This window comes from Mucilaginibacter sp. L196, from assembly GCF_009765905.1.
Classification (GTDB): Bacteria; Bacteroidota; Bacteroidia; order Sphingobacteriales; family Sphingobacteriaceae; genus Mucilaginibacter.
Window position 1 is genome coordinate 23,019 of the sequence record NZ_LMUO01000006.1, and the last position, 21,156, is coordinate 44,174.

23 protein-coding genes are annotated in these 21,156 nt (G+C 38.8%); 16 read left to right on the top strand and 7 right to left on the bottom strand.

What is annotated here, in order from left to right:
• Positions 1 to 6: 6 nt before the first annotated feature.
• Complete coding sequence (gene gldN / locus GSQ74_RS01275; RefSeq protein WP_158989260.1) at positions 7 to 963, top strand: gliding motility protein GldN; 957 nt, start codon at positions 7 to 9, stop codon at positions 961 to 963.
• A 77-nt stretch (positions 964 to 1,040) separates the two neighbouring features.
• On the opposite strand, the gene uvrC is transcribed toward gldN, so the two are convergent.
• The 3 genes from uvrC to GSQ74_RS01290 form a co-directional block, all read right to left on the bottom strand.
• Positions 1,041 to 2,852: an excinuclease ABC subunit UvrC gene (gene uvrC, locus GSQ74_RS01280; RefSeq protein WP_158989262.1), complete on the bottom strand. Its 1,812-nt coding sequence runs from the start codon at positions 2,850 to 2,852 to the stop codon at positions 1,041 to 1,043.
• A 131-nt stretch (positions 2,853 to 2,983) separates the two neighbouring features.
• Positions 2,984 to 5,233 carry a transglycosylase domain-containing protein gene (locus GSQ74_RS01285; RefSeq protein ID WP_158989264.1) on the bottom strand — a complete coding sequence of 750 codons (2,250 nt, stop codon included), beginning with the start codon at positions 5,231 to 5,233 and terminating at the stop codon, positions 2,984 to 2,986.
• Between the two features lies 1 nt (position 5,234).
• Positions 5,235 to 7,943 (bottom strand): tetratricopeptide repeat protein, encoded by a 2,709-nt coding sequence (locus GSQ74_RS01290; RefSeq protein WP_158989266.1) that lies wholly within the window; start codon positions 7,941 to 7,943, stop codon positions 5,235 to 5,237.
• A gap of 192 nt (positions 7,944 to 8,135) precedes the next feature.
• Here GSQ74_RS01290 and GSQ74_RS01295 point away from each other — a divergent pair, with 192 nt between their 5' ends.
• The 8 genes from GSQ74_RS01295 to atpG all read left to right on the top strand — a co-directional run bounded on the left by GSQ74_RS01295 (position 8,136) and on the right by atpG (position 13,991).
• Positions 8,136 to 8,366: an AtpZ/AtpI family protein gene (locus tag GSQ74_RS01295; protein ID WP_158989268.1), complete on the top strand. Its 231-nt coding sequence runs from the start codon at positions 8,136 to 8,138 to the stop codon at positions 8,364 to 8,366.
• Entirely contained in the window at positions 8,363 to 8,749 is a 387-nt protein-coding gene (locus tag GSQ74_RS01300) for a hypothetical protein (protein WP_158989270.1), read from the top strand. The genes GSQ74_RS01295 and GSQ74_RS01300 overlap by 4 nt, the downstream gene beginning before the upstream one ends.
• A gap of 102 nt (positions 8,750 to 8,851) precedes the next feature.
• Entirely contained in the window at positions 8,852 to 9,847 is a 996-nt protein-coding gene (gene atpB, locus GSQ74_RS01305; protein ID WP_254060783.1) for a F0F1 ATP synthase subunit A, read from the top strand.
• 44 nt (positions 9,848 to 9,891) lie between these two features.
• Entirely contained in the window at positions 9,892 to 10,134 is a 243-nt protein-coding gene (gene atpE, locus GSQ74_RS01310) for an ATP synthase F0 subunit C (RefSeq protein ID WP_158989898.1), read from the top strand.
• Between the two features lie 96 nt (positions 10,135 to 10,230).
• Positions 10,231 to 10,722 carry a F0F1 ATP synthase subunit B gene (locus GSQ74_RS01315; protein ID WP_158989274.1) on the top strand — a complete coding sequence of 164 codons (492 nt, stop codon included), beginning with the start codon at positions 10,231 to 10,233 and terminating at the stop codon, positions 10,720 to 10,722.
• A gap of 82 nt (positions 10,723 to 10,804) precedes the next feature.
• The gene (gene atpH / locus GSQ74_RS01320; RefSeq protein ID WP_158989276.1) at positions 10,805 to 11,350 is read left to right on the top strand and encodes an ATP synthase F1 subunit delta; all 546 of its coding nucleotides are present in this window, start codon (positions 10,805 to 10,807) and stop codon (positions 11,348 to 11,350) included.
• Between the two features lie 38 nt (positions 11,351 to 11,388).
• Complete coding sequence (atpA, locus tag GSQ74_RS01325; protein ID WP_158989278.1) at positions 11,389 to 12,963, top strand: F0F1 ATP synthase subunit alpha; 1,575 nt, start codon at positions 11,389 to 11,391, stop codon at positions 12,961 to 12,963.
• A gap of 143 nt (positions 12,964 to 13,106) precedes the next feature.
• On the top strand, positions 13,107 to 13,991 hold the full coding sequence (atpG, locus tag GSQ74_RS01330; RefSeq protein WP_158989280.1) for an ATP synthase F1 subunit gamma: 885 nt from the start codon (positions 13,107 to 13,109) through the stop codon (positions 13,989 to 13,991).
• A 127-nt stretch (positions 13,992 to 14,118) separates the two neighbouring features.
• On the opposite strand, the gene GSQ74_RS01335 is transcribed toward atpG, so the two are convergent.
• Together GSQ74_RS01335 and GSQ74_RS01340 are read right to left on the bottom strand one after the other, a co-directional pair.
• Positions 14,119 to 14,550: a hypothetical protein gene (locus GSQ74_RS01335; RefSeq protein WP_158989282.1), complete on the bottom strand. Its 432-nt coding sequence runs from the start codon at positions 14,548 to 14,550 to the stop codon at positions 14,119 to 14,121.
• 143 nt (positions 14,551 to 14,693) lie between these two features.
• Positions 14,694 to 14,876 carry a hypothetical protein gene (locus GSQ74_RS01340; RefSeq protein ID WP_158989284.1) on the bottom strand — a complete coding sequence of 61 codons (183 nt, stop codon included), beginning with the start codon at positions 14,874 to 14,876 and terminating at the stop codon, positions 14,694 to 14,696.
• 249 nt (positions 14,877 to 15,125) lie between these two features.
• On the opposite strand from GSQ74_RS01340, the gene GSQ74_RS01345 reads away from it, so the two are divergent.
• The 7 genes from GSQ74_RS01345 to GSQ74_RS01375 all read left to right on the top strand — a co-directional run bounded on the left by GSQ74_RS01345 (position 15,126) and on the right by GSQ74_RS01375 (position 19,931).
• Positions 15,126 to 15,818 (top strand): S24 family peptidase, encoded by a 693-nt coding sequence (locus GSQ74_RS01345; RefSeq protein ID WP_158989286.1) that lies wholly within the window; start codon positions 15,126 to 15,128, stop codon positions 15,816 to 15,818.
• Positions 15,819 to 15,888: 70 nt separating this feature from the next.
• Positions 15,889 to 16,377 carry a hypothetical protein gene (locus GSQ74_RS01350; protein ID WP_158989288.1) on the top strand — a complete coding sequence of 163 codons (489 nt, stop codon included), beginning with the start codon at positions 15,889 to 15,891 and terminating at the stop codon, positions 16,375 to 16,377.
• Positions 16,378 to 16,386: 9 nt separating this feature from the next.
• Complete coding sequence (locus tag GSQ74_RS01355) at positions 16,387 to 16,887, top strand: GNAT family N-acetyltransferase (protein ID WP_158989290.1); 501 nt, start codon at positions 16,387 to 16,389, stop codon at positions 16,885 to 16,887.
• A gap of 331 nt (positions 16,888 to 17,218) precedes the next feature.
• Positions 17,219 to 17,509 (top strand): hypothetical protein, encoded by a 291-nt coding sequence (locus GSQ74_RS01360; protein WP_158989292.1) that lies wholly within the window; start codon positions 17,219 to 17,221, stop codon positions 17,507 to 17,509.
• A gap of 179 nt (positions 17,510 to 17,688) precedes the next feature.
• Positions 17,689 to 18,909, top strand: a complete 1,221-nt coding sequence (locus GSQ74_RS01365) for an IS4 family transposase (protein WP_158989294.1) — start codon at positions 17,689 to 17,691, stop codon at positions 18,907 to 18,909.
• Positions 18,910 to 19,106: 197 nt separating this feature from the next.
• A complete protein-coding gene (locus tag GSQ74_RS01370) occupies positions 19,107 to 19,499 on the top strand; it encodes a hypothetical protein (RefSeq protein ID WP_158989296.1) in 393 nt (130 codons plus the stop codon).
• Between the two features lie 69 nt (positions 19,500 to 19,568).
• On the top strand, positions 19,569 to 19,931 hold the full coding sequence (locus tag GSQ74_RS01375; protein WP_158989298.1) for a helix-turn-helix transcriptional regulator: 363 nt from the start codon (positions 19,569 to 19,571) through the stop codon (positions 19,929 to 19,931).
• A 535-nt stretch (positions 19,932 to 20,466) separates the two neighbouring features.
• Here the strand turns inward: GSQ74_RS01375 and GSQ74_RS01380 are convergent.
• Positions 20,467 to 20,736, bottom strand: a complete 270-nt coding sequence (locus GSQ74_RS01380; RefSeq protein WP_158989300.1) for a hypothetical protein — start codon at positions 20,734 to 20,736, stop codon at positions 20,467 to 20,469.
• A gap of 10 nt (positions 20,737 to 20,746) precedes the next feature.
• Positions 20,747 to 21,156, bottom strand: a 410-nt coding sequence (locus GSQ74_RS22640; RefSeq protein WP_216846656.1) for a T9SS type A sorting domain-containing protein, incomplete at its 5' end; no start/stop codon positions are given.

The following is a 21,156-nucleotide window of genomic DNA, read 5'->3' on the forward strand; positions in this document are numbered from 1 at the left end:
AAAGATATGAAAAAGAACATTTTACTTATTGTACTTTGCTTAGCATGCACTGCTACCTTCGCGCAAAGAAAAAAGAAGACTGTTAAAAAGAAAACGGTTGCTGCAAAACAAGTAGCGCCTGCTCCACAAAATACAGCTCTACAGGCTCAGTCTGCAGCTCCATCTGCAACAGCTGCCCCATTAAAACCTTTTGATAGACCATTAGATGGCTATTACAAAAAAACCAATATCCTGAGCGCCAAAGTAACGCCATACCCAAGCTTACGCGAGGCTGATGTTGCTTACGCGAAACGTATCTGGCGCGAGATTGATCTTCGTATGAAGATGAATACTTACCTGGCTTCGCCTAAATCAAGGTTGATTGATGTTTTAATGAATGCGATAGCCGACGGTGAACTTACTGCTTATGATGCTACCCCTGATCCTAAAAATGATCCGGATGGTGATAGCTTTTACCACCCTTTAACTCCAGAGCAAGCAAAAAGCAGAATGGCCGATAGCTCTGTAGTTGATAAATTTGATAAAGACGGTAATAAACTGGGATCAACAATAGTTGCAGGTGAGTTTAACCCTGACAGCGTTGTGAAATTCCGCATAAAAGAAGACTGGATTTTTGACAGGCAGCGTGGAATTTTCGAGCCACGTATCATCGGTATAGCTCCTATGATTAAGCCTAAAGCAGGTAGTGTTGATATTGATTACCAACCCGCTTTCTGGATCTATTTCCCGGATGCACGCCAGGTATTAGCCGTTAAAGAGGTAGTGAATCATCACAGTGATGCTACCGGTTTAAGCTTTGATGATGTATTTATGAAACGCTTATTTGATAGCTACATTGTAAAAGTATCTAACGATAAAGACGAACGTATAAAAGACTACGCACAAGGTATAGATAAGTTATACGAAGCCGAAAAAGTGAAGAAATCCCTTATGGACTGGGAACTTAACTTATGGCAGTATTAAGATTAGTGATTTGATCGAAATTAGGAAAGGAGCGTTTTACGCTCCTTTTTTTGTTTTAGTCAAATTAGAATCGCTTACTATTCAACAACCTTAGCGCTGAAATAACTAATAATTGCTTTGGCTTGTTTAGTGTTCACCACTTCCAGCAATTCAGCTTCGCTAGCTTCTCTTATTTTTTTAACTGATTTAAAGTACGTCAACAGCTTACCTGATGTTGTTTTACCTATACCATCAATCAGGTCGAGCTCGGTAACTAAGGTACCCTGATCGCGTTTCTTTCGGTGGAAAGTAATGCCGAAGCGGTGGGCCTCATCTCTTAACTGTTGTATTACTTTTAAAGTTTCAGATTTCTTGTCCAGGTATAAAGGATACTGATCGCCCGGATAATATAATTCTTCTAAGCGTTTAGCTATACCGATAATAGTAACTTGCTTTTCGATGCCTAACAGTTTAAGGCTTTTCATGGCAGATGATAATTGCCCCTTGCCCCCATCAATAATAATCAATTGGGGTAATTCAGTTCCTTCATCCAGCATGCGGCGGTAACGACGTTGTACAGCTTCTTCCATCGTCGCGAAATCATCCGGACCAACAACTGTTTTCACATTAAAATGCCGGTAGTCTTTTTTTGATGGCCTGCCATCCTTAAAAACCACAATTGCCGATACGGGGTATTTACCCTGGAAGTTGGAGTTATCAAAACATTCAATATGTCGCGGCAATTGGTTCATTCGCAAATCTTTCATCATCTGCGTTAACAAACGTTCAGTACGTATCTCCGGATTTAGTTTTTCGTATTGATCGATGCGTTCCTTCTTAAAGAACTGCACATTCTTTTGCGACAGATCAAGCAGCTTGCGTTTCTCGCCTAATTTAGGCACGGTAAACTTAATGGATGAGCTATCTTCAACATCTACCCTAAAAGGCACTATGATCTCTTTAGAATGGCTATTATAGCGTGTCCTAAACTCGGAGATAGCCAGCGTAAGCAATTCCTCATCACTCTCATCCAATCGCTTTTTAAGTTCGATGGTTTGAGTTTGGATGATGGTGCCGTTCATTATCTTTAAAAAGTTAACAAAGGCATATTTCTCTTCGGATGCGATGCTGAACACATCAATATCGGTAATAGATGAATTTACTACGGTTGATTTACTCTGGTAATTCTCGAGCAATTCAAATTTTCTTTTCAGCTTATGGGCATACTCATAATTCATAGAGCTGATTGCCTCTTCCATATCGGCACGCAAGCCGCGCAACACCGCTCCTATCTTACCATTCAAAATATCGGTTATCTCGCCGATGTTATGATCATAATCACTTTCGGTTTGATAATCCTGGCATGGCCCCTTGCAGTTCCCTAGCTGATATTCCAGACAAACTTTAAACTTACCTTTCTCAATATTTTGGCGGGTAAGCGCAAGGTTACAGGTACGTAGTGGATACGTTTCCTTTATCAACCCTAAAATATTATGCATCATGCTTACAGATGCATATGGGCCCAGGTATTTTGACCCATCCCGCACAATCCTCCTCGTCCAGAAGATACGGGGATAATTCTCGTTTTTAATAATGATCCAGGGATATGTTTTATCATCCTTTAGCATTACGTTGTAGCGTGGCTGATGCTTTTTGATCAGGCTGTTCTCCAGCAGCCAGGCATCAATTTCGGTATCAACAATGGTAAAAGTTATATCGCGTATTTTGGAAACTAAAACCCTTGTTTTAGCATTTACGTTGGGATTATTAAAATATGAGGATACCCTGTTGCGTAAATCCTTGGCCTTACCAATATATATCAGTTCCTTCTCGCTATCCCAATACTGATATACACCGGGTTTGTGAGGCACATTCTTCAGCGCTGCCCGGTAATCGAATTTCTCAGCCATTAATTCACTTATTCTAACTCAACTTTTCGCACGTCATTGCGAGGAGCGAAGCAATCTCTAAACTATACAGGGCGAAGTATCTAAGTAGAGATTGCTCGTTCCTCGCAATGACGTTATGAATAATTATCAATCTAAAATTCCAACTTCTTATCCACCGGGCTAGTCCCTTTTTGCTGCTGGTCATAAGCTCCACAATCCAGCGTTATACTGAGCCCACCTTTTGGTAGATCAAAGTCAATATTTTTCTTATAGCCGAGCGATGTATTTGCATATAGTTTTTGCATATAAAGTGCAAATATAGGTAATGCGGTATTAGCACCCTCGCCAAGCCTTTCAGTACGGAAGTGTATATCACGGTCTTCACAGCCTGTCCAAACACCAGTCACCAATTGTGGTGTATACCCAACGAACCATCCGTCGGAGTTATCATTCGGAGTACCTGTTTTACCAGCTATTGGGTTAGTTAGGTGATATTTAAAGCCCATCCTTGCACCTGTGCCATCCGTTACAACAGCTTTAAGCATATAAGTCATTACATAAGCGGTTTGCTCATCCATTGCTTGCTTAATCTGTGTATGGTTTGTATATAATACATTACCATTTTTATCCTCAATCCGTAATAAAAATGTTGGTTGTGTCCATACACCGTGGTTGGCAAATACGCCATAAGCACCGGTCATATCAAAAACGGAAGCATCAAAACTACCCAGGCAAATGGATGGATAAGGTGGGACATCAGTAGTTATACCCATTCTTTTAGCCAATTCAACAACAGGCGGAGGGGTGATCTCCTTCATGATGTGAGCGGTTATCCAGTTTTGTGAATGCGCCAGGGCTTCCCTCATCGTTAACATACCGGGTATAGTTTCTGTTTTTCCTGAACGCGGACACCACTTTTGACCATCATAATCAATTGTATCCGGCACATTATTAAACTCCATACAAGGTGAATAACTCTGTTGAACAGCAACGGCGTAAGTAAAGGGTTTGGCTGTTGAACCAACCTGGCGGGCGCCATCCTTAACCTGATCGTATTTAAAATGCTCAAAGTTTATACCACCAACCCAGGCTTTAATGTAGCCTGTTGTAGGATCCATACTCATTAGTGAATTTCGCAGAAGCATCTTGCAATAAACAATCGAGTCTATAGGTTTCATTACCGTATCTATATCCCCTCTCCAGGTAAACAGGTTTATAGAATCGGGTGTATTAAAATTTTCCCTGATCTCGTCGTCTGATTTTCCTTCTGAAACTAGTTCTTTATACCTATCACTCCTGCGCATGCCCTGATCAAGCAAAAGCTTATAGTTTTTGATCTCCTTCCAAAGGCTGTGCCCCTTCCAGTGATCATTAAACTGTGCCTGCAGGCCACGCATGTATTCGCGTTGCGATTCTTCTGCATATTCCTGCATTGTAGCATCTATAGTAGTATATATTTTCAGGCCGTCACGGTCAAGGTCGTAAGGTGTACCATCGGGTTTGGTGATAGATTTGTCAATCAATATCTTTTGTATTTCCTTTTTAAGCACCGCCCTGAAATACTGAGCTAATCCTTCATTATGATCAATCCGGGTAAACTCAAGGTCTAATGGTTTCTGTTTGAATTCATCCACCTGTCCCGAGGTCAAATAGCCTTCCTTACCCATACGCTCCAATACCAGGTTACGGCGTCCGATCGCATTCTGCGGATGCCTGATAGGTGAATATAAACCCGGTGCATTTAGCATCCCTACTAATAAAGCAGCCTGATCGGGACTTACTTTATCAGGCGTTGTATTAAAGTAAGTACGTGTGGCCGATTTTATGCCATAGGTATTGTAAGCACCAAAATCAACCGTATTTAAGTACATGGTTAAAATTTCCTGCTTGGTATAATGTCTTTCTAATTGAACAGAAATGATCAGCTCCTTTAATTTTTGGGTGATACGCACAAATGGATTGTGACTACCACCGCCATTATATAAGTTTTTAGCCAATTGCTGGGTGATTGTACTCCCTCCCTGTGGCTTACCTATTAAATTGTAAAATATAATACTGAATGAGCGTTGAAAATCGATACCTGAGTGCTGGTAAAAGCGGTTATCCTCTGTTGCTACTAAGGCGTTCACCAGGTAAGGCGACAAATCCTTATAAGTCACACTTGACCTATTTTGAACATAATAGGTGCCCAAAACTTTTTTATCGGACGATATGATCTCAGATGCCTGGTTGCTTTTAGGGTTTTCTAAATCGCGGAATGGCGGTAGCGTGCCAAATAAACCAAAAGCCGTAACTGTTATCAACAAAGCAAAAAGCACCACAAAGCCTATGGCAATCTTCCATATCAGCCAGTTATATCTTTTTATTTCTTGTGGTGATAATTTAACTTCCTTTTTTTGCATACTAATAATTGTTTTGATAGTAATCGAAATAACTATCCAATGTTTTTTTGTCGGCTAATTTATCCAGATTTTCCTTGGTAACTATAAAAAAACTGTATTTATCCTTTGGTATCTTCATAATCTCGCCTAACAGTGGCACAATCGCCCTTGCATACGCTTTTACTTCTTCGAGGCTATAAAATCTGCCTACATAAATCAACCGGTTATTATCGCCAACCTGCATCAATTGATGCGTTATCCCCCTACCATCATAATTGGTACGGTTAAACTGACCTATACTAAAACGTGAAGATGCCGGGTTAGTATTATCGTTACTAATATTTATTATAAAATAGTAGTTGGTACTATCGCGCTTTGAAAACAGTTTGGAATTATACGGCTGTTTTTGCTCTGGTGTAAGAATAGCCATCTGTGTCGGAGCTCTTTTTACAGAATCAACCTTTTTCGCTGTATCCAACTTTTTTATCGGCTTACGAACATCAGCAACCTGGTTATCAAAATCAAAATGCCTGCCCGGAACGCGGTATGGCGTTTCCTTTTTATTTTCAACCAATGGAGCAAACGGTACCGCTGTAGTATCACTGTATAATAATGCGTTATGCCTGGCCGACATATCAACCAGGTTGGCATTTATGTAGTTAATATGCTGCTTAACTAATGGCGTAATCAGCCGGTCATTCGGATAGTTTTTAACTATCTGCTGCAAATCATTCACGAAAGCAGCAACCGGTTCGTTATGCGCTGCAGATACCGCACGCAGATAATACAACTGCGCAGCCAACGAGTTATTTGGATATTGCTTCATTACCTCATCAACCCTACTTATTACATCAGTGTATTTTCTGCTGGCGTACAGGTCATAGATTTGATTGTAAAGCGCTTTAAATTCGGCTTCTTTATCATCTAATTTTTTGCTGTATTCAGGGTCGAGGATGACTTTGGCAAAAGCCGTTTCGGGGTAATTTTTTAACAGATCATTTTTGTAAGCATCTGCCTTAGGATCATTAAGCTCGGAATAGAGGCGGTACAAGCTATAATCAATTGCAGGTTTATTGGGGTTATTCGGGAAGCGTTTTAATATATTTTCATATGTATTGATCGCTTCTCTTTTATCATCCAAAATATCACGGTAAAAATTAGCAATATCAAATAGCGCATTATAAATACGCAGATTTGATTGGACCAGCAGATCAGGCGTTGTTGGTAAATTTAATACAATTTGCTGCCGATAATTTGCCGCGGCTACCGATTCACCTGATTTTGTGGCAGGACCGGCAGTTGCCAAAGTACCCTGGGTTGGGCTAACCGCAGTATTTGCCCCAACTGTTGAAGAACGATTGCTTCTGCGCCAATCATCTTCCAGTTTACGGCTACCCCACAAACGCTGAAATTCCTGATAACCCTGACTTACCGCATTTGAATTGTAAAAATAAAATGTGCTGTTACTACCACCAGGAGTATTATACAAATTACCCCCACTTGTATTACCGTTTGATTTAATTGCCGCGAGTGCATTATTAGCGTCAGCCTCCATTTGCGCGGTATGAGCCAAAACCATGGTATCAATTTTGCCACGACGAGTTTTTTCATCAAGACTTGCCAGCATTTGTAAGGTGTCTTCGCGTGATATTATCTTCAGGCGATCGGTAAGTAGTTGCAGGTTATTGGTTTTCTTTTGGATGATCAGGTAACCAGGGTAATTAGGCGATAGTGTAGTTAAGGTGCTATCATAGTATTTTTTAGCGGTTACATAATCGGCCTTAATACTGAAATTGATATCAGCAATACGCAGATATGATATTCCTTTTTGATTCTGATTTTTTATACTTGAACTGATTGACAGCTTGTAGTTCTTTATGGCATTGGTGATGTCCTTATCAGAAAAATATAACTGCGCTATCTGATAATATATCTGATCCTTAAACTCTTTATTATTAGGGTTTTTCAGCAAGCTGCTCAGTTTTTGAATCCGGGTCAATTTTATACCATTTTGCGCATCTTCAATACGTATACGATTTAAATCGGCATTAAACGACATCTCAAACACAGCATTGCTCTTAGCAATTTTGGTATAGTTGGCATAAGCGTCGGCAGTATGGTTATTCAATTCCTGTAATTGCCCTAAAATAAACATCCAGCGCAGGCGCTGATTGTTAGTACGGCAATATTGGATAGCTAATTTGGCCATGGCCTCGCCATCAACATAGTCCTGTATATTAATATCGTATTGTAACTTGGTGGCATAAACATCAGCCGTAGTATTTTTTTTAGGATTGATGTTTTGCAAGGCGGTATCCAACACCAGTTTAGCATCCGGCAGCTTGTTTAAATACATTAAGGTACGTGCCTTCCAAGTATAAGCCTCTTCTACTAAATTCTTTTCAGTACCGAATTCTTCAGTTACATAGTTAAAATATTCGCCGGCATTAAAGTATTGTCCTCCTAAAAAATTGGCTTTACCTAACACCAGGTACGCATCGCCTATATAATGGCTCTGATCTTTATAACCGATAATCTTGTTGGCTTTATCTACCGCGCTTTGCAGGTTCTTATCCAATGTGTATGATTTGGGGCCGGTAGTAGTGTCCTGGTAAACATTCAGTATCTCGTTGTAGGAGTCAACAAACGTCAGATCATAATCGGCCTGCTTTTGATCCAATATTAAATTGGCATCAAAAAGGATATTATAATGCGCAGTTAAGTTTTGCATAGTACGGTTAAAACCGGTATGTTTTTCTGTAGAGCAACCCACAAAAAATATCCCGATAATAAACAGGATCAAAAGCAAAAATTTAATTGGTTTTGATAAAGAAGGTTTAAAAACTCGCCTCAAAGTATATTCGTTTATAAAAAGCTTTGCTAAAATACTAAATAGTATGCAATAGGTTTAATAAATTTGCAGATGCCAAAAAATGAGCCTAAAATTGAACCCGAAGATTCCACCGGGCCTAATAACTATTTGAAATTCACCGGGCTTGCCTTCCAAATGATCGCTATTATAGGTGCGTTTACTTATATTGGCTACCGTATTGACAAGGCCGAAAATCACCAAACGCAATGGGTTACAGCTATGCTTTCACTTATTGGCGTATTTATTTCTTTTTATACCGTATTTAAATCCCTTAAAAATTGAAATTATATAAAGTATTACTGCAATTTATAATATTTAGCGCCCTGCTGGCAGTGCCCCCGATTATTTTAACATACGTTGATAACGGATATTGGTTAATACCCGACTTTTGGGGCATCTTTGTTTTTGTATCGGCGCTAACCCTTATCACCGTTTTAGCGGTGCTTATCGTTCAACAAAAAAACAGTGAAATGTATGCGCAGGCATTTTTAGGAGCTACCACTTTTAAGCTTTTAGCCTGCCTGGTTTTTGTGCTCATTTTCATAAAAGAAACCAAGCCTGAAAAGATAGTTTTCGTGGTAGATTTCATGTATTTATATTTCTTGAATATGGTCTTTGAAATTTACGGTTTGTTGCGTAACTTGCGCAACCAAAATTCAAGGTAAAAAAGTTCATTTTAAATGGAAAAAAGGTTGATTCTGAACTCAAAAATTTTAAAGCTTTCACGTATTTGTGCTCTTTTTATAGCATTGTGGGCAATTCCGGTCATGGCATTTTCGCAGGAAAAGGCTGCTTCGGATGGTAATAAACCCTACGATCCTAAGGTTGCAATTTTCGAACATATTGGCGACGCGCACTCATGGCATGTTAGCCTTCCGCTGGTTAAACCCTTCGCAATACCGTTGCCTGTAATACTATATACAGATAAAGGAATTGAAATATTCAGCTCTTCAAATTTACATGAAGACGAAGTTTATCACGGCAAAAATGATTATGTTCTGGTAAAGGATAAAATTAAAATAGCCGATGAAACCGGTAATGTCGACGCTACTAAAAAAGTATATGATTTCTCGATCACCCGCAATGTTGCGAGTATGTGGTTAGGTATGATAATATTATTTATTATTTTCGGAAGCGTATCCTCATCATATAAGAAACGTGTTGGCAAAGCGCCAAAAGGCTTACAATCATTTATGGAACCGCTGGTAGTATTTGTGCGTGACGATGTTGCTATCCCCAACATTGGTGTTAAGCATAGCAAATACATGACCTTACTGCTTACCCTATTCTTTTTTATATTGATAAATAACTTACTGGGCTTAATACCAATTTTCCCGGGAGGTTTTAACCTCACAGGTAATATAGCGGTAACTTTATCATTATCGTTTATCGTGTTATTGGTAATAAACTTTAGCGGTAACAAATATTACTGGAAACACATCTTCACCCCTGAAATCCCACTTTGGTTATACATCATCATGGTTCCTGTGGAGTTGATCGGTATTATTTCAAAGCCCTTCGCATTGATGATACGTTTGTTCGCGAACATTACCGCGGGACACATTATCGTACTAAGCTTAATATCACTAATATTTATTTTTAACTCATTGGCTGTATCGCCTGCATCGGTTGTATTCGTAGTATTTATGGATACTATTGAGTTACTGGTTGCATTTTTACAGGCATACATTTTCACCATGTTAACTGCCTTGTTTATCGGGATGGCTGTTCAGGAGCATCACGGTGAGCAGCATGAAATTTAATTTTTTTACATACACATATATTAATATTTAAACAAATGATTGGAATGATCGGAACCCTGGCTCAAGCTGCAGCAGTAGCAGGAGTAACAGGTAAAATTGGAACATTAGGTGCAGGTTTAGCTGTTATCGGTGCAGGTATCGGTATTGGTCAAATTGGTGGTAAAGCCGTTGAAGGTATTGCCCGCCAGCCAGAAGCTGCTTCTAAAATCCAAACAAACATGATCATCGCTGCGGCCCTTGTTGAAGGTGTTGCGTTATTTGCGGTGGTTGTTGCCATGATTGGCTAAAAAAATCAAAAAAACATTCCGGAGCGATTGGCTCCGGAAATGTTTTTTGAAAAGAAATTATTAAAAAATAAAATCTAACATAAGTATATATCCATTATGGAGTTAGTTACACCCGAAATAGGTTTAGTATTCTGGACCACCATATCATTCCTGATATTCTTGTTCATACTGGGCAAATTTGCCTGGAAACCAATATTAGCCGCGATAAACGAGCGTGAAATATCTATTGAGAACGCTTTAATGAAGGCAGAAGCTGCTAAGGAAGAAATGGCCCGCTTAACCAGCGAGAATGAATCTTTACTTAGAGATGCCCGCGCCGAGCGTGACATTATTTTGCAGGAAGCCCGCAAACTTAAAGATAAGATTGTTGGTGATGCAAGAGAAGCTGCACAGGAAGAAGGCGCTAAAATGATTGAAAAAGCAAGATTGGAAATTAACATGCAAAAAGCTTTAGCTATTGCTGATGTTAAAAACCAGGTAGCTTCGCTTTCATTAGAAATTGCCGAAAAAGTATTGCGCAAACAATTCGAAGATGCCAGCAAACAAGATGCGTTGGTAACAGAATTATTAAAAGAAGTGAAATTGTAAAAAGTTAAAAGTAGAAAGTTAAAAGTTTAAGGTTCATCTCCTCACTTTCAACTTTCAACCTTCAACTTTCAACTCAAAAAATATGTCAGAAATAACGGTAGCAATACGGTACGCCAAATCACTTATTGACCTTGCAGTAGAACAAAAATCCTTAGAAGCGGTAAATGCTGACATGGAATTCTTTGTACGTACTATAAAAGCAAATTCGGAGCTTAACGCGGTTTTGGTGAACCCTATCATTTATCATGATAAAAAGGTTCAAATACTTGATGCCATTTTTGGCGGCAAAGTAAGCCCGGTTACCATCGCGTTTTTTAAACTGATGGTAAATAAAAACCGTGCTGAAGTTTTATATCCTGCAGCGCAGGAATTCATCAACCAGTATGATATTATCAATAACATTACCAAAGCAACAGTTGTTTCGGCTGCTGAATTATCAGAAGCCAACAAAAAAACAATTGTAGCTGAGATTGAAGCATCAACCAAAGGAATTGTTAAACTTACCGCTAAGGTAGACCCCGCATTAATTGGCGGCTTTATTTTAACAGTAGGCGACATACAGGTTGATACCAGTATATCAAGCAGCTTAACTAAGTTGAAAAAAGAATTTTCGCAGGCTGCAGTTTAATTAAGTAAAAAATCAAAACTCTAAATAAAATTTAAAAAATGGTAGAGGTAAGACCAGATGAAGTATCAGCAATATTGCGCCAGCAATTGTCAGGCTTCAAGTCAGAATCTGAATTAGAAGAAGTAGGTACCGTGCTCCAGGTGGGTGACGGTATTGCCCGTGTATACGGCTTAACTAAAGTACAATCAGGCGAGTTAGTTGAATTTGCTGATGGCCTGCAAGCCATTGTGCTTAACCTTGAAGAAGACAACGTAGGTGTTGTATTACTAGGTCAGTCGGATAGCATAAAAGAAGGCGACACAGTATCACGTACCAAAAAAATCGCTTCAATTAACGTTGGCGAAGGCATGCTTGGCCGTGTTGTTACCACATTAGGCGAGCCTATCGACGGTAAAGGACCAATCACAGGTAAAACTTACGAAATGCCTATCGAGCGTAAAGCTCCGGGTGTAATTTACCGTCAGCCGGTAACGGAGCCTTTACAAACAGGTATTAAAGCGATTGACGCGATGATCCCTATCGGTCGCGGACAACGTGAGTTGGTTATTGGTGACCGCCAGACAGGTAAAACTGCGGTTTGTATTGATACCATCATCAACCAAAAAGAATTTTATGCAGCCGGTAAACCGGTTTATTGTATATATGTAGCTTGTGGCCAAAAAGCTTCGACTGTTGCGAACATCGTTCGTACTCTGGAAGAAAATGGCGCTATGGCTTACACAGTAGTGGTTGCTGCAACCGCCGCCGACCCTGCTGCTATGCAGTTCTTCGCGCCGTTTGCAGGTGCTGCTATCGGTGAGTTTTTCCGCGATACCGGACGCCCTGCTTTGATCGTTTATGATGATCTTTCAAAACAAGCGGTTGCTTATCGTGAGGTATCATTGTTATTACGTCGCCCACCGGGCCGCGAGGCTTATCCTGGTGACGTGTTTTACCTGCACAGCCGTTTATTAGAGCGTGCCGCTAAAATCAACCAAAATGATTCGATCGCTGCAGAAATGAACGATTTACCTGAATCATTAAAAGAAGTTGTAAAAGGTGGTGGTTCATTAACCGCATTGCCAATTATCGAAACACAAGCAGGCGACGTATCAGCTTATATCCCAACCAACGTGATCTCGATCACCGATGGCCAGATATTCCTGGAATCAAACCTATTCAACGCGGGTGTTCGTCCGGCTATTAACGTAGGTATTTCGGTATCACGTGTAGGTGGTAACGCGCAGATCAAATCAATGAAGAAAGTTGCAGGTACTTTAAAGCTTGACCAGGCGCAATACCGCGAGCTTGAGGCATTCTCAAAATTCGGATCTGACCTTGATGCATCAACCAAAAACGTACTTGATAAAGGTGCGCGTAACGTTGAGATACTTAAACAAGGACAATTTTCACCTGTAACAGTTGAAAAACAGGTTGCCGTTATTTACTTAGGAACTAAGAATTTAATGCGTAGCGTGCCTGTAAAAGACATACGTACATTTGAAAAAGAATATACTGATCAGTTAGAAGAGCGTCACCCAGAAGTATTAGCTGCACTAAAAGCAGGTAAACTTGATGACTCTGTTACCAGCGTACTGGAAACAGTAGCTAAAGAACTGGCAGGGAAATATTAATTAGTACTTAGTAGCTAGTATCAGGTAGCAAGACAAAAAACTACTTGATACAGCTTCTTCATAATTAAAAGAATTAGTAAGGTAAATAGCAGATAGCGTCAGATCCTGATACTTGATACTAAATACTTGATACTCAAAAAAGAATGGCTAATTTAAAAGAAGTAAGAAACAGGATAGCATCGGTAAGCTCAACGCAGCAGATCACCAAGGCCATGAAAATGGTTTCGGCTGCTAAGTTAAAGCGTGCCACTAATGCCATAGTAGCGTTACGCCCATACGCAACCAAGCTTAATGAACTACTGGCAAACCTATCTGCAAGTTTAGAAGAAGGCTGTTCTCCTTTTTTGGAGGAACGCGAGCCTAACAAAGTACTTGTAATTGTGGTTAACTCAAACCGTGGTTTAGCTGGCGCGTTCAACATGAATGCTATTAAAACTGCTAATAACCTTATTGCTGAAAAATACAGCAAGCAGCTACGTGCCGGTAATGTATCAATAGTTGCAATTGGTAAAAAAGCCCAGGAATTTTACCAAAAGCGTAATTACAAAGTTATTGGCAACAATAACGATGTTTATTTAGACCTTAACTTCCTTAATGTTTCAAAAATAACTGAAAGCATTATGGATGGCTTTTTAAAAGGCCAATATGATAGGGTTGAGTTGGTTTATAACCAGTTTCGCAATGCTGCTATGCAGATTTTAGTTGCTGAGCAGTTATTGCCGGTTCCTAAAACAGAGAAACCTGCTAATGCCAGCGCGACACAGGTTGATTATATTTTAGAGCCATCTCAGGAAGAAATTGTTGAGCAACTGATACCAAAGAATATTAAAATTCAGGTTTACAAAGCCGTGTTAGATTCACATGCATCAGAGCATGGCGCACGTATGACGGCTATGGATAAAGCTACTGAGAATGCCGGAGACTTATTGAAAGCCCTTAAACTTTCATATAACCGGGCTCGCCAGGCAGCTATCACCACAGAGCTTACAGAAATTGTGAGTGGTGCAGCCGCTTTAACAGGTGCATAAGCTTTACTAAAAACACTTTTAAGGGGCCGGAAGTTATCTTTCGGCCTTTTTTGTTTAATTGCCCCTCCGCCCTCCTCTTTTAGTTACAAATTCCAACACGCCAAAGTATGCCAAATGGCATACTTGATTAAACAAAAAGGACATCGTCCTGATTACCATCGTATACCTCTGTTTCTACCAATTGGGTAAGCAGCGCTTTTAATATGGCTTCTCGTGCCCATTGTTGTTCGGTTGGGCTGGCATCTTCAAGATACCACTTGATGGGTTTATTTATTTCGATGCGATCTTTATAAACAAACTTTTTAGTTGGGTGCATTTTGGTGCCTTCATAACTGTTCAGGTTTTCCACTGCAATTGTTTTGGCGAATTGTCTTAAGGTGAGATCTACCTGCAAACAATCATCGAGTGAGTTTTTAAAGTCATGCTTATCCTCTAACCAAAGGGTTAAAGTGTCGCCATTTATTTCATGGTCAGCAATAGAGATGCGGCTGTAGTCATAGTCGACCGTTATAATTAGCCACCATAAGTGGTTTTTTAGTTTTTGTGTGATCTTTATCATGTGTTTAGTTTTAGTATAAAGTAGCTAGTACTTATTGCGGTTGATTTGATTGAATTTTAGTATCTGATAACAAGTAAATAGCATAAGAACCCACCCAAGAAAAAAATCTTGATACTTGATACTAGCTACTTGATACGCGAAAATTATTTAAACGCTGGTGTCCATCCGGGTAGATACTGCTGTATGGCAGTTATTTCGTGATGATATTTTTGGCAGATGCTTTGGTAAGCCTGATAGCGCAATAATAATTCTTTATTTTGTGATTCGGTTTGGATAGGCGCGTTATGCTGGCTGGCAGTTTGCAGCGCGGAGTAGGCTATGTACATGGTTCAGGTTGTATTATATTCTTTCTTCGTCTTATCTTTCTCTTGTTTGGTATTATTTAAACCTATTATCCGGGGTGCGTGGCGTAATAATAAAGCAACGAGCACTTTATTTGTATTTTTTCTTTAATTTCTTTATAAATCATTTGTATTATTTATTTATTAAGTATAATTTAGCATTGTTTAATAATACAAATATAAAGATATTTCTTTGTTTAAATAAAGAATTGTTGAAAACTTATTTTAATCGCTATGGAAGATCAATCAAAACCCAATAAGATAAAAAGAGTACGCCCGGAGACTTTGGAGTTCATTATTTTGTATAACCAGCTTAGAGGAAAGGCATTTTCTGGCAACACACAATTGGCCGAGGCGTTGGGATTTAACTCAACAAGCTCTATAACTGAGATTGTTAAAAGTCGCCAAAACATCGACCCTGAAAAACTTAAAATTTTTAAAGAAATTTATAAAGATTATTTAACACCACAGAAATCCACAGAGAATACTGTATTACAACCAGCCGAACCCGGCATACCTATGTACGAAATTATAGCAACAGCATCAGGCGTTGAGGTTTATAACGACATTAACGATACCCAAAGCGTGGGTAGAATGAATTTCCCGGGCATTGAAGAATGCGACTTTGCATTACCTGTTTGGGGCCACAGCATGTATCCTTACCTGGAGAACGGCTGTTGGGTAGCGTTAAAGATCATCCACAATAAAAAAATATTACCAGGCGAGGTCTATTATATTGAATGGGGCGATTATCGCATGTACAAACGTCTCCTTGCCGGTGATCATCCGGACGAGGTTATCGCTCACTCGGATAATACGACTGAAATGATTGGCAATCGCTTAAAATATGCGCCATTTGTAGTGAAGATTGATGATATTAAAAAGCTTTGCTTAGTGAAGGATATTCATAAGAAACACAACCACTAATTTTAATATTAACGGACGAAACATCCCTTCAATTAGAATTACTATATTTAGCTGATACATAAACAATCTTATGCCCCCAGAAGTCATTCAAATTCCCTACAGCAAAAAATCAGGATATGCCGGCTTAGCCGTGTTACTTATATTGATGTCATTCTTGCTAAGAACAGCAGTTACCAACTATTTGGTGCATGATATATTAGGGGCGAGCATTTTTGGCGTATTCGTTCTGTTTATATTGTTTTTGTTGGGGTTGATGATCGTAACCAGGCTTATTCCTGCATTTAAAGGCGAGGTAGCCCTCGAGCTGGACGAGAACGGTGTAAAAGACTACATACGCAACATTATACTGGACTGGAAAGATATTGAGGATATAGGCCTTAGACCGGGCCGCAGCACAGCCATGCTGGTTTTCGAACTGAAGTTCGATTCTGATTTTGGGAAACAGGTATTTATATCACTTCGTTGGGTTGATGGTAAGGACCAGGATATTTTTAAAACCGTACTAAACTACTTTGATGCCGCGGAGGGAATTGAACGGGTTGATGACGATGAAGAATAATTTCTGATCATGACCATACGCCTTGCAACACTTGGGGATATTCCTGCCATTACGCAATTGGTAGCAGCTGTTGTGCCGGTTATGCAGGCATCAGGCAACTTCCAATGGGATAACACCTACCCTAATAGCAAAGTTTTTGAGAATGATATTGCATTAAACCAACTATGGGTTGCAGATGTTGATGGCGAGATTGGTGGCATAACGGCTATAACCACCGATCAGGATGCAGAATATACAGCGGTTGGCTGGGATGTTACCGAAACAGCTATTGTTACCCATCGCCTTGCAGTTAGCGTGAATCACCGCCGGCAGGGTATTGCAGAAGCTTTATTAAAGCAAGCCGAGGTTGTAGCGCAAAGCCGTGGCATTAAAATTTTAAGGATAGATACCAATAGTAATAATAAAGCAACCCGCCTACTTTTCCCCAAATTAGGTTATGAATTTGCAGGCGAGATAAACCTATCCTTTAGGCCCAATTTAAGGTTCTATTGCTATGAGAAATTAATTTAATTAGATGCCACGAATTTCTTGAGGAAAAATGTTTAGTTGTTAATAACTTTCGCATCAAAAATTCACATAAAATGGCCATTTTTATTTGACCAATTAAAAATCAGCTCTTAAATGAGCATTTAAGCTTCGAATATCTAATTTCTTTTTTAATAGTTGTTAAAAAAGAATGGCTTAGAATATAGATTTTCTATTTTTCAAGCGTAAGTAAATAATTTTTATTAAAAATTACAATAATTGTCTTTTTTTAAAATCGTTAACAATTTATTTACGTTATTAGTATATAATAACCAATAGCGTATACAACCAATTGCGCACCTAAAAATTTATATAAATGGACTTAACATCATTATATACAATTGTTATAATTATTGCAGCAATAATTATATTGGAGTTTTACAAACGCGAACGCGATAGGGTTACTGTTAATCTGCATACAAATAATTTAAAACACTTGCTTACAATTACCGCGCTAGAGTATAAGCATACCCGCGGGGATACTATAAAGGATAATGAGCCCGAGTTGGTAGACAAAAAAATATCCTCGTTGGTAAACAGCTATGAAAAAGGCGAAATACAAAATTCCGTTCTTCAGAAAAAAGTGTATTCCTTATTAAAAAGCTGAAATAGCATTTTACTTAAATAAAAAAAGCGGCCCGGTGCCAGTCGTGGTCGGAAGAATATTCTTCCGACCTTTTTTATTTAACGCCATTGATTACTTTTATTTAACTATTTGATTATCAGATATTTAATTTACTTTTCTCGTTGATTTTAGGTGTATTAAATGCTGTAAATCAATGAGATATGGCAATATTTAAAGATCATAAAATTACCGCGAAACAGCTCTTAGGCTTCATTCCCGAGGCACTGATAGCAAATTTGGCTGTTACTACCCGTATCGATTATTATGCAAAGGTCCTGCATGGTAATAAGCTGTTTTATTTACTGCTCTATGGAATTTTAGACAATGACAGACTAAGCCAGCGAAGTCTTGAGGATACGTTCAATGATTCGGAATTCAAGATACTTTTCAACCTTGATGAAGATGAAAAAGTACGCAGAAGCTCCATTTCTGAAAGATTATCGAAGGTTGATCCGGACTATTTCAGGCAGATCTACGAATGCATTTATGAGCAGTTTGCCGGATCGTATGCTTTAAGAGAACGAAAGCAATATAACCTGATCCGTGTAGACAGTACAATGATCAGTGAAGCCGCAGGTAAACTCACCGAAGGCATAGATAACCAAAGCGGGAAGAAAGCAGTCAAATACAGCATTGCCTTTGATGGCATCTTGCCCGGACATGCAGGGGTATTCACCGACCCGGGTTATGCCAGCGAAGATATTGCATTGCCGGAGGCTGTCATGGCGCATGTAAAGAAAGAAACCAGCCATCGGAACATCTACATACTGGACAGGGGCCTTCAATCCACCAGGACGATGAAGTCTTTTAGTGAGGGGCAAGTGACTTTCATCTGCCGTTCAAAGGAGAACAGGAAGTTTGAATTGCTGGAATCGCTGATTGTCAAAGATCAGGACATGGATATGGGAGAATCCATCCTGCTCCGGGATTGCACAGTCCGTCTTTATACAGGCATGCCCATAGCTAACAAACGTGGAAACAAACACTACAGGCAGGAATTGGTAGACCAGCCTTTTCGCTTGGTTATTGTAAAAAGCAAAGTGGAAGAAGAAAAAGAATACTGGCTGTTAACCAATGAATTCCACCTGTCCGCCAAAGAGATTGCTCAGGCCTACCGCCGACGTTGGGATATTGAGGTTTTCTTCCGATTCCTTAAACAAGAACTCAACATGAGTCATTTGGTTTCTCTTAACAAGAACGGCTTACAAGTAATGTTATACATGACACTGATAACCAGCATGCTGATACTAATCTATAAAAAGGGAAACAATCAGGGCTATAAAACACCCAAAAGGCGTTTTGCTATGGAGGTTAGAGACTTGGCTATTGCTTTGATTGTCGTACAATGCGGTGGAGATCCCGGCCTCTTTTTTAAGACATAAAAAATGGTCGGAATTTCTTCCGACCATTCCTGGCCCGGTGCCGCTTTTTTTATTTAAGTAGTTTTCTACAAAAGAAATATAGGCGAAACCTCATACATCCGCTATCGTATAAATACAAATAGAATTATAGCGAAAAGGTACATTACAGCCCTACCCTAATTTTTCTCTTTTATATAAATTTATTTTAATTAAAAGTTATGGAAAGCATTTTATTACTTCTGATCCTTGCACCAACAGCCTTATTTTTGATTCTTAAATTTGATACAAAACAAAATCGTAAAATAAAAAAGGTTTTAAAAGACACTCATAATATTGAGCCTTTATTCCTGATGCGTGCTACAGAGCAAAAATTAAAGGAGTTAAACACACAACTATATGGTAATATAGCCTTAATAGCCAATGGCGCGCACAGTGGCAGAATTAATATTAATGAAGGCGCAAGACAAATGCTGACTTCACAACTAAGTAGGCTGACCAGCGACTATAATTCAGGCGAATTAAGTTTAAAAGCTTACAATAGTAAGCTTAGCGAAATGATTCAGACTGTTAATCAAGTTAAGTACCTGAACTTTGAACAAATAAACAATTAATCAGCATCATATAATCTTTAAATAAGTAATTTTTGTTTTATACCTACTTTGTTTATTATTGCAACCGGTATGACTGACGAGGCAGTAATAAAACGTTTAAAAGTAATTGTTAAGGAACATGGAGGCCAACTTGGCTTAGCCAACACAATTGGGGTTGATCAAGGCTTTATAAGCAAGGTAATTAACCGAAAACAAGAAATGAGTTATTACCTTATTCGTAAGCTGTGCTTCCAGCTAAAATACTCTCCTGAATGGCTTATACTTGGCACAGGAGAAAAAATGATAAACAAACCGGATTCAGCCAAACTAATTACCGAGATCCAGATGTTGCGTACAGAAGTTGATATTTTGCATGCCAGAATGCGTGCGTACGAAATTGAGTTAAATGAGTTGAGAGTAGAATATCCTGCTAAAAATCAGAAAGCAGGTTAAATATTAAAAGGCTGATTATGTAACTATAACAGTTTTGTCTGATTTCATAGTTCCAACCAACTTACGCTTATGATACATTATTCCTAGTGAACAAATCAGGACACTCGTTAATAATGTTATCGCGATAATAACATCTGAAACTGAAATATACCCTTTAGCCCCGGCGAAAATAATACCGGCCTTAGGAACAAACAACCCTACCAGGGGGAATGTTAAAAAGATTCGAAATATTATAAGATCTTCCATACGCTGCATCTATTTGTAACATTTGTAACAAATAAGATGCCGTTTTGTTTGTAAAAAACATTAACCTACACGAAATATGACAATAAATAAATTACAATTTCCTTACAATCAGCAACTTAACTAAATTAACGGATTAATAATTAATTTAATTATCTTAACCGTAGGCAGTCTTACATACAAATAATATCATTTTTAGTTGTAAAAAACAGACATTATTTTGTAATAAAAAGTGTTTTGTGTCCAACTATTAGTACTAGTTATTACACATCCGTTGTGATTATTAAATTTACTAGCTGTATTGATTTTGCTCATTTTTACGAGCATATAATTTTATAGCTCCCAATATTGCAACAACAACAACCAGTATCCATACCCCGGTATCCAGCGGGCAGGTTTGGCTACTTCCAATTATCCCACTATTAACATCACATGGTGTACCGGGGCCCCCCGGGTCACCCGGACCTTGTGCCAGTAATATAGCTGGCAATAAAATCAATAGTAAAATAAAAATACTTACTACAATTTTATGATAGGCTTTTGATCGCGGTTTAATAAACATGATAATCTTACTATTTAACTTTTATAAATTTTGCTTTGGCCAATACATCACCATTAATACTTTTTAACACAATGATATAAACCCCCTCTTTATAACTACTGATATCTTCTGTCCAGCTATAGGTGTTCAATATACGATGATCCATCGATATACCAGAAGTGTTGTAAATATCAGCCGTATAATTAGCACTTGTGGCTGTGGTTGAATTTATCAGCACATTTATAATATCTTTTGAAGGATTGGGGTAAACGCTAAAGTAACCATTTGAAGTTACATTATTGTACCCGATAGTTATTAACGATGAATAGGTGATATTACCATTGATGTTATTTTGTGCCAAACGGTAAATATTATTGCCTATCACCGGGTTGTTATCTACAAAACCGTACTTGCTGCTATTATTGCTTTGGGTGGTATATA